This window comes from Adhaeribacter sp., from assembly GCF_057359045.1.
The window spans coordinates 1-9,040 of sequence record NZ_JBMQUD010000151.1; the positions used below are offsets into that span (position 1 = coordinate 1).

At 45.3% G+C, this 9,040-nt stretch carries 8 protein-coding genes and 1 pseudogene; 5 read left to right on the top strand and 4 right to left on the bottom strand.

Annotation, left to right across the window (positions count from 1 at the left end):
• The coding region (locus ACO1R6_RS23115; protein WP_486267780.1) for a TRCF domain-containing protein at positions 1-1,735 on the top strand (1,735 nt) is incomplete at its 5' end.
• A gap of 49 nt (positions 1,736-1,784) precedes the next feature.
• On the opposite strand, the gene ACO1R6_RS23120 is transcribed toward ACO1R6_RS23115, so the two are convergent.
• Both ACO1R6_RS23120 and ACO1R6_RS23125 read right to left on the bottom strand, forming a co-directional pair.
• Positions 1,785-2,186: a hypothetical protein gene (locus ACO1R6_RS23120; RefSeq protein ID WP_486267782.1), complete on the bottom strand. Its 402-nt coding sequence runs from the start codon at positions 2,184-2,186 to the stop codon at positions 1,785-1,787.
• A gap of 104 nt (positions 2,187-2,290) precedes the next feature.
• Complete coding sequence (locus ACO1R6_RS23125; protein WP_486267784.1) at positions 2,291-2,683, bottom strand: hypothetical protein; 393 nt, start codon at positions 2,681-2,683, stop codon at positions 2,291-2,293.
• Positions 2,684-2,837: 154 nt separating this feature from the next.
• On the opposite strand from ACO1R6_RS23125, the gene ACO1R6_RS23130 reads away from it, so the two are divergent.
• From ACO1R6_RS23130 to ACO1R6_RS23145, 4 genes are all read left to right on the top strand, one after another.
• The gene (locus tag ACO1R6_RS23130) at positions 2,838-5,909 is read left to right on the top strand and encodes a PAS domain-containing protein (RefSeq protein ID WP_486267786.1); all 3,072 of its coding nucleotides are present in this window, start codon (positions 2,838-2,840) and stop codon (positions 5,907-5,909) included.
• Positions 5,910-5,927: 18 nt separating this feature from the next.
• The gene (locus tag ACO1R6_RS23135) at positions 5,928-6,356 is read left to right on the top strand and encodes a response regulator (RefSeq protein ID WP_486267788.1); all 429 of its coding nucleotides are present in this window, start codon (positions 5,928-5,930) and stop codon (positions 6,354-6,356) included.
• Between the two features lie 61 nt (positions 6,357-6,417).
• The gene (locus tag ACO1R6_RS23140; protein ID WP_486267790.1) at positions 6,418-6,831 is read left to right on the top strand and encodes a response regulator; all 414 of its coding nucleotides are present in this window, start codon (positions 6,418-6,420) and stop codon (positions 6,829-6,831) included.
• Between the two features lie 56 nt (positions 6,832-6,887).
• Positions 6,888-8,036, top strand: coding sequence for a methionine aminotransferase (locus ACO1R6_RS23145; protein ID WP_486267792.1), 1,149 nt, complete (start codon positions 6,888-6,890; stop codon positions 8,034-8,036).
• Positions 8,037-8,196: 160 nt separating this feature from the next.
• On the opposite strand, the gene ACO1R6_RS23150 is transcribed toward ACO1R6_RS23145, so the two are convergent.
• Together ACO1R6_RS23150 and ACO1R6_RS23155 are read right to left on the bottom strand one after the other, a co-directional pair.
• Positions 8,197-8,799, bottom strand: a complete 603-nt coding sequence (locus tag ACO1R6_RS23150; protein WP_486267794.1) for an IS630 family transposase — start codon at positions 8,797-8,799, stop codon at positions 8,197-8,199.
• 2 nt (positions 8,800-8,801) lie between these two features.
• A pseudogene (locus ACO1R6_RS23155) lies at positions 8,802-9,040 on the bottom strand (IS630-like element ISAcma28 family transposase); the annotation flags it as partial.

A 9,040-nucleotide genomic window follows, 5' to 3' on the forward strand; every position in this document is an offset into this window, starting at 1 on the left:
CGCCTATAGCCGCGATGGCTTTTTGCAGGCCGAGTTGGAATCGTCGTTTATTTACGAAGACACCCCCGACCAGGGCAAAGCCACCGAAGACGTGAAGGCTGATATGGAGCTGCCGCACCCCATGGACCGTTTGGTCTGCGGCGACGTGGGCTTTGGTAAAACCGAAGTCGCCATTCGAGCGGCTTTTAAAGCGGCCTGCGACGGCAAACAAGTAGCCGTGCTGGTGCCTACCACCATCCTGGCCATGCAGCACTACAAAACTTTCCGCGACCGATTAGAAAAATTCCCGGTAAATGTAGAGTTTATCAACCGCTTTAAAACCGCCAAAGATATAAAAGAAACCCTGAAGCGGGTAGCCGAAGGTAAAACCGATATTTTAATTGGCACGCACCGCATTGTAAGCAAAGACGTTAAGTTTAAAGACTTAGGCCTGATGATTATTGATGAGGAGCAGAAATTTGGCGTTAAAACCAAAGACCGGCTAAAAGAAATGCGCGTCAACGTCGATTCGCTTACGCTTACCGCTACCCCTATTCCGCGTACCTTACACTTTTCGATGATGGGTGCCCGCGACCTTTCGGTTATTGCTACGCCACCGCCAAACCGCCAGCCGGTACAAACCGAGCTGCACGTTTTCGACCAGAGCATTATCCGGGACGCTGTAATGAACGAATTAAAACGCGGCGGCCAGGTATTTTTTGTACACAACCGTGTGGGCGATATTGAAGAAATGGCCAACCTGATTTTAAAACTGGTACCTGATGCCCGCGTTACCTACGCCCACGGCCAGATGGACGGCGAAAAGCTGGAAAAACGCATGATGAAATTTGTAGAAGGCGAGTACGATGTGCTGGTCTCCACGAATATTATTGAATCGGGTCTGGATATTCCCAACGCCAACACCATTATTATTAACCGGGCGCACATGTTTGGCCTGAGCGATTTGCACCAAATGCGCGGGCGCGTGGGCCGCTCGAACAAAAAAGCGTATTGTTTGCTGCTAACGCCGCCAGTTTCGGGTTTGCCATCGGATGCCCGGAAACGGTTGAGTACACTGGAAGAATTCTCGGATTTGGGCGATGGCTTTAAAGTAGCCATGCGGGATTTAGATATCCGGGGCGCCGGTAATTTATTGGGTGGCGAGCAGAGCGGTTTTATCAACGATCTGGGATTTGAAATGTACCACCAAATCCTGGACGATGCCGTGAAGGAACTGAAAGAAACTGAATTTAGAGATTTGTTCCTGACCGGACCGGACCTGAAAGATTTGGTAGACCAAGTGCGCGAATGCACCATTGAAACCGACATGGAAATATTAATTCCGGATACTTACGTGAGCAATATTTCGGAACGGTTAAACCTCTACAGCAAACTCGACAACGTAAAAGACCTGGAGAGCCTGGAGAAAATCCAGAGCAGCATTACCGACCGTTTCGGCCCATTACCGCCGGAAGTAGTGCAACTGATTGATATTGTGAAATTGCGTTGGGAAGCTCAGCAATTAGGTTTCGAAAAATTATCGATTAAAAAGGAAATAATGCGGGGTTATATGCCTGCCAACAACAACGATCGGTATTTTCAGGGCGAAACGTTCGGTAAAATATTAAAATACGTGCAACAGCACTCCCGCACCTCACGCCTGAAAGATACCAAAGACAAGTTACAGATAATTTTTGAGCAGGTAAGTTCGGTAGATAAAGCCAAGAGTATTTTGGAGGCTATTCAGCAGGCATAAAGCCTCCAAAATCTTTATCGCTTATAAACAAAGCCGGTAAAAGTAATTTTTACCTGGGGCAAGATCGTAACCAGTTTTTTGCTTCTTCAAGGTCGTAGAATGTCCGGACAAAACCTTCTTTGGTATGGTTCAGGGCTTTATCGGTTGATAGTTGGCTAAACACACTGGGCGAGTACACCCACGCAAAGCAGTGCAGGCCGGCCTGGCTCATGCGCGGAAACCACTCGTTGCCCACCCAGGCCGCCGCTCCTGACCAAATGCCCTCTACGTAAGTATTGTCGTTTAAAACTTTCTGGCAAGATTCGTCGATTAATGCCTGTAATATTTTTTCACAGCCTTCTTTCACAGACTTAACCGTCTGGAAACCAATCCAGTTCGCATAGATCCAGTCTTCAGAGGCTACATAAGAAATCTGAATATAAGAATCTTCAAATAAAACATCGGATTGCATTGCGCTGGAATTGGTTTCGTACTGATACGTAAAATACGCAGGTACGTTCTGCGGTTTTTACTTAAAAAATTAACCTTAGCCAAATTATAATACTGGGTTGAGTTTCAGACCAAACGCAGCCATTTTTTGGCTTCTTCTAAATCATAAAAAGTACGGATGTAGTGCGGTTCCATTAAACTCAACGTTTTATTTGTTGATAGTTGGCTAAGCGCACTTTGGGCATAAACCCAGGCAAACCAATCCAAGCCGGCTGCGCGCATGCTCGGGAACCAGCTATCAGCTCCCCACCGGGCCGCCCCCGACCACATGCCTTCTACGTAGGTGTTGTCGTTTAAAACTTTGGGGCAATCTTTCTGCTTTAAAAAATCCAGCATGGTTTCGCAACCACTCATTACCGACTTTACCGACTGAAAGCCCACCCACCTTACATAAAGCCATTGCTCCTGCTCTACGTAATAAATCTGTATATTTTTCTCGGCAAATAGTAATTCTTCCACTTAGCAAAGGCTTTTGCCCTGGTTTAAAGGATGCAAAGCTAAAAACAAAATGCCGGTTTAGCTTATTCTTGCAGATATAAAGCGCAAGAATATAATAAAAATATTACCTTTAGCCTGTACAGTTAGCGCATCACTATATTTTAAGGCTAATTTCATGCAAGTTTTACCCGGCCCTTCTTTACCTGCTTACCCACAAATATTTGCATCACTACCGGGTAATTTCCTGGTTTTATCGCCCCAACTGCTGGTGTTAGCAGCCAGTAATAATTTTTTACAGCAAGCCGGCTTAACTAAACAGGCTATCATGGGTTTGCCGGTCAGCAACCTGTACGGTCAGCATGCTTCCGAGGTAATTTTGGCCCAAATGCAAGCCTGGCACAATTCTTTAGATTACCTGCTAGCCAATAAAACGCCGCATACCATGCCGCTAGAACCCGGAATCTTTGGCGATGCTGGTACGCCGGCCACCCCGGTTTTTTGGGAAGCAATAAACAGCCCGGTTTTTTCAGAATCCGGCGAATTAATTTACCTGATTCACGAAGTAAAAGATATTACGGCCATTAAGCTTACCTCCGAAGCATTGCGGGAAAGCCAGGAGCGCTTTGATATGGTAACGTTGGCTACCAACGATGCTATCTGGGATTGGAATTTACGAGAAAACACCATTACCTGGAACAATGCCTTTAAAACCCTTTTTGGCTTTGAAGATCCAGACCCCACCATTAACTCCTGGTACGATCATATTCACCCGGACGACCGGGACCGGGTAATTAACAGTATTCACCAGATAATAGACCAGCACCACCAGTTTTGGTCTGATGAGTACCGGTTTGGCTGTGCCGATGGCTCTTTTTCAGATATTATTGACCGCGGTTACTTACTATACGACGAGGATGGTATTCCGTACCGGATGGTAGGCGCTATGCAGGATATTACGCTACAAAAGAAAGCCGACCAGCAACTACAAGAGCAAGCCGATTTTTTCGAGTTCTTAGCCAATGCTGTACCGGCTTTTATCTGGACCACCGACGCCAATGCTGTTACCAATTACCGCAACGAATATTACTTAAAGTTTATAGGCCATAGCGTAGCCAACCGGCCGGGTTTCCATTGGGCCGATTTATTGCCGCCCGAAGAAAAAGATGCCATTGTTGCCGATTGGCAGCAGTCTATTGCCGCCGGCCGGTATTTCGAAAAGGAAATGCGCATCCGGTCGCAAACCGGCGAATACCGCTGGGTGCATATCCGGCTAAATCCGCAACTTAACGCCCAGGGCAAAATATTAAAATGGCTGGGGGCTGCTACCGAAATTCATAACACTAAACTGGCGCAGTTGGCTTTGGAAGAAAGTTACCAGCGATTTAAGCTCCTGGCAGATTCTGTACCGGCGCTTATCTGGACGAGTAACCCCGATGGATTTACCGATTACCGTAACCAGAGTTATTATAATTTTGTAGGCGCAGAAGCGGCCAACGATCCTAATTTTGATTGGCGTGAACCCTTGCACCCCGACGACCGGGCCCAAACTTACAACCTTTGGCTAGAATCGGTCCGGACGGGCCAACTCTTTGAAATAGAACACCGCCTAAAGTCTAAAACCGGCGAATACAAATGGTTGTTGTCGCGGGCCACGGCCATGTACGACAACAACGGCCGTATAACCAAATGGCTGGGCACCTCTACCGACATTGAAGCCCAAAAACGTACCCAACAGCAACTGCAGCAAAGAGACAACCAACTGCAAAGCATGCTTAAAGATGCCCCGGTTTTGTTTTTGCTTTTAACCGGCTACAACCTGATTTGCACTTTTACCAATCCAAACTTTAATAAACTCTTTAATAAGCGTCAGTTTACCAATTTACCTGCCCACGAAGCCTGGCCCGAACTTATAGAACAAGGTTTGCTGCAAATCTGGGAAAAAGTATACCAAACCGGTAAACCTTTTAAAGCCGACGAATTCCCGATTCACTACGATGCCGCCGGTGATAAAAAATTAAAGACCGGCTTCTTTAATTTAATTTTTCAGCCCTTATATGGCATTGGTAACGATCACATTGAAGGCGTTACGTGCTTTTTAGTAGATGTAACCGAGCAAGTACAATCTAAAAACCGGGCCCAGGCCTTGGCCGAAGAGCTACGGCACGAAACAGACAAATTTAAATTTCTGGCCGAAACGGTGCCCCAAATGATCTGGACCACTGACCCTTACGGCTACCACGAATATTTTAATAACCGCTGGATAGAATATACCGGTTACAGCTTGGAAGAAAGCCAGGGCACCGAGGCCTGGAATGATTTTTTGCACCCCGACGACCAGGCCCGGGCGCGCCAAGTATGGGTTCATGCTTTACAAACCGGCGAAGATTACCAGGTAGAGTACCGTTTTCGGCGGGCTGCCGATGGCATGTGGCGCTGGTTTTTAGGCCGGGCCAAACCCATGCGCAACCAGGCCGGACAAATAACCAAATGGGTAGGCACCTGCACCGATATAAACGACCAGAAAGTTGCCCAACAAAACCTGCAGGAAGCCAACGCCGAACTAAAAAGAATAAATGAAGATCTGGACCGGTTTGTGTACACGGCTTCTCATGATCTTAAATTACCCATTATAAACATGGGCAGCCTTTTCGGCGAAATTGTAGGTTCGCGCCAGTTTACCGACCCCGACCTCGAAAAACTGATCCAGCTATTTTATAAATCGCTCGACCAGATAAATGCCACCATTACCGACCTTTCGGAAATTACCAAAGTACAGAAAAACATAAATGCCGAAAAAGAAAAAATAAACCTCGCAGAGCTAACCAACGAAGTTTGCCTGAGCATTCAGGACCAGATACAAGGTGCAGCTGCCCAGATTAAAACCGATTTTACGGCCGTAACGCATCTTAATTTCTCGCGGTCAAATTTACGCAGCATCTTATATAACCTGGTTAGCAACGCCATTAAATACTGCTCGCCGCACCGTGTGCCCGAAATTTACATCAGTACGGCTATAGAACCAGAATATTTTGTACTTACTGTAAAAGACAACGGCTTGGGCATTAACCTGGCGCAGCACAAAGAAAAGCTTTTCCAGATGTTTAAGCGTTTTCATAGCCACGTACCTGGCACGGGCTTAGGCTTATACATGGTAAACCGCATTATGCAAAACAACCACGGCCATATATTAGTCGATAGCCACTTAGATGCCGGAAGTACGTTTCGAATTTATTTCAGGAAAGATTAAAACCCTTATCTTTACGTCATGATACCACTGGATTTGATACTACTCGTAGATGACGATGAAACAACCAATCATGTTAATTTACGAACCCTCAAACGCACCAATGTTGCGAAGGATATTAAAATCTTTATGAACGGCGAGCAGGCGTTGGATTACCTTAAATCGGCTTGCCTTTCCCAGGAAAACTCCCTGACTTATCCGTGTCCGGATTTAATATTTCTGGATATTAAAATGCCCATTATGGATGGGTTTGAGTTTTTAGATGCTTACCAGGAATCAAACCTGAATACCGCGGCACCTACCCAAATCATGATGCTAACCTCATCGGCCAGCTTTTATGATTTAAACCGCCTGGAAAAATATGACGTAGTAAAAAGACATTTTCCAAAACCATTATCGGATTATGATGTAAAACAGATAATCCACGATTTTTTTCCGGGAAACGTATAAACAAACGTTTTTCTGGCCGATAAAAATTGTAGTTGGTAAGTGAGGTAAAATTCTGGACTTTATGCTACCTATTCAAACGATATTATTAGTAGACGACGATGAGACTACTAATTTTTTGCACCGCAGGCTTTTAACCCGGCTAGAAGTAGCTAAAAATATTGCCGTGGCTACCAATGGCGAAGAAGCCCTTACGTACCTGCAATCTAATTGCCAGTTAAGCACCGATAATCCGGGTTGTCCGCAACTTATTTTTTTAGATATTAAAATGCCGGTTATGGATGGCTTTGAATTTTTGCAGGAGTACGAACACCTGTTTAAAGACTTAGATTCGTCTATCCAGATTATCATGTTATCTTCTTCGGGCAACCCCGTTGATTTGGAACGGCTAAAAGGATTTTCCAGAAATTATAAATATTATTCCAAACCTTTATCTCCCGAAATAATCAGAGAAGTAATGCGCGAAAGCTTCGCCTGAAAACCAGCCTTGCTATTTTGGTTCTTTTATTAAACTAAACATCCGGCCCATTCTGCATGTTTAAATTACCGGACTCTAAATTGCCTGCGGTAGGCACCAGTATTTTTACGGTAATGTCGCAGTTGGCCCAGGAGCACGGGGCTATCAATTTATCGCAGGGCTTTCCTGATTTTAGCTCCCCGGCCGCATTAACCCATTTGGTTTGCCAATATACCCAGCAAGGTTATAACCAATATGCCCCTATGGCCGGCGTAGTAAAGCTCCGCCAGAATATTAGCCAGAAAACCCAGTTACTGTACGGCTGCTGCCCCAACCCCGAAACCGAAATTACAGTTACCTCCGGCGCTACCGAAGCTTTGTTTTGTGCCATTGCCGCCGTGGTGCGCCCCGGCGACGAAGTGCTGGTAATTGAGCCCGCTTACGATTCTTACGTGCCGGCTATTTTACTTAACGGCGGTGTTCCGGTTTTTGTACCGCTTACCTTTCCAGATTTTTCTATAGACTGGGATTTGGTTTTAACCCGGATTACGCCCAAAACCCGGCTGCTCATTCTTAATTCGCCGCATAATCCGACCGGCGCTACTTTAACTGCCCCCGATTTAGACCGGTTAACCCAAATTATAAACAGCCATAATATTTTTTTAATTGGCGATGAGGTTTACGAGCACATGGTATATAATGGGCATGCGCACCAAAGCTTATTACGGCGCCCCGCTTTAGCCAGCCGCAGCTTTGTGGTTTCGTCGTTTGGCAAAACTTACCACGCCACCGGCTGGAAAATTGGGTATTGCATTGCCCCGCCCGCGCTTACCCAGGAGTTTCGGAAAATTCACCAATATATTACGTTTAGTACCACTACGCCCATCCAATACGCCCTCGCCGATTTTTTAGAAATTACCGCGCACTACCTGGAGTTGCCCAATTTTTACGAGCAAAAAAGAAATTTATTCTGCGAGCTCCTGGCCGGTTCCCGGTTCCAAATAATTCCCTCGTCGGGTACTTATTTTCAGTTAGCGCATTACCGCCCTATTACCACCGAACCAGATGTAGCTTTTGCCCGGCGACTTACCCAGGAAATAGGTGTAGCAGCTATTCCGGTTTCGGTGTTTTACCACAACCAACAAGACCATAAAATCCTGCGTTTCTGTTTTGCCAAAAACGAAGAGACCCTGCGCCAGGCAGCCGCAAAGCTTTGTGCTTTGTAGATTATTGCTGCAGAAAAATGCCAGCAAGTTGCGGTTGGTGCAGCCACTAAATTATGTTGTTGTTTACCAACTATGAATTGGTTAATAATCCTATAAATCCAGGAGCAATATTTCTTTATTAAGAAAGCAGGAAGTTAAGCTTAATTTATACCAAATAGTATTAAGGGTTTTCCATAGGATATTTGTTTAGTTTGATAGCGTTCATGATGTATTCATATGCGGTAAGAGAAGCTATTTGCTCTTTGGAGTATTTGTTAATGGTATTGTTAATCCATTGTTCAAGTTCTTGTTCATCTTTGAAGTTATGAAAGGCAACTTTATCTTTCATATCCCGCCAGAATCGTTCGATGGGGTTAAGCTCCGGGTTGGAAGACGGCAGGTATACCAAATGGATATTTTCAGGTACCTGTAAGTGCTTCGCCCGGTGGTAACCGGCTTTATCTAAAAAGATAATTTTGTATACCTGGGGTTCCTGTAAAGAAAACTCCTGCAACATAAACTCAAAAAACAGGGTGTTCACTTGTGGAGCGGTCACAAAGAACTTATCGCCGGAAAGTGGTTCTACCAAACCATAGCAGTAGCGGTAAATAAAGCGGTGCTGGTATTTCCCTACTGGTTTTACCCCGGCAAGAGTAATAGCCCGGCGTAATACTGTCATCAAACCAAACCGGCTCTCATCCTGGAAGTACACCTTCCAGTTTTCTACTTTTCCAGCTTTCGCTAAGGGTTCATAAAAGTGGCCCAGCAGGTAAGAAAGCAACACATCTACTTTTTTTTATACTTTTCTTCGTATACGGCATCCTTCTTCACATTGCTTTTGCGTACTACTTTCAGCTTTGCTTTCAGCGAGTAGCGCACAAAGCGGTGCACCTGCTCATAACTTAGGTTAATGTTATGTTCGGCAGCCAACCACTGGTGAATTTGCTTATAAGAAGTGAAATAGTTAACCGAATCTTGCAGCTTCTCTTGCAACTCCTCTAACACTTTGCCGCTGATAAGCGAAA